The organism is Peribacillus sp. SIMBA_075 (genome assembly GCF_046534585.1).
Map to the genome: position 1 here is coordinate 1 of NZ_JAWRYN010000217.1, position 361 is coordinate 361.

The following is a 361-nucleotide window of genomic DNA, read 5'->3' on the forward strand; positions in this document are numbered from 1 at the left end:
TCCATGTATTCCGGTTTAGAGCGGCAATCGTTCCGAAAAGAAGTCCGAAAAACAAGGCGACTGCTATTGCTTGCAAACCGATAAGTGCAGAAGCTCCAAATCCATCCTTGATCATGTCGTTGACTCCACGTGTCTCCGATTTGATCGAAGGCCCTAAGTCAAGCATTGCCAAACTTTTCAGATAAGAAAGATATTGCATAGGCAATGGTTCATCCAAATGATATTTCGCACGCAAGTTCAGCAATATTTGCTCGGGTAGCTGATCTGACTCAGATGCAAACGGGTCACCCGGAATCATATGCATGAGTGAAAACGTCAGCGTCACAATAATCCACAAGGTGAGTACCATCATAAGAATTCT

1 protein-coding gene is annotated in these 361 nt (G+C 44.0%); it reads right to left on the bottom strand.

Annotation, left to right across the window (positions count from 1 at the left end; translation table 11 throughout):
- Positions 1 to 361, bottom strand: a 361-nt coding sequence (locus SB775_RS27925; RefSeq protein WP_486360708.1) for an ABC transporter permease family protein, incomplete at both ends; no start/stop codon positions are given.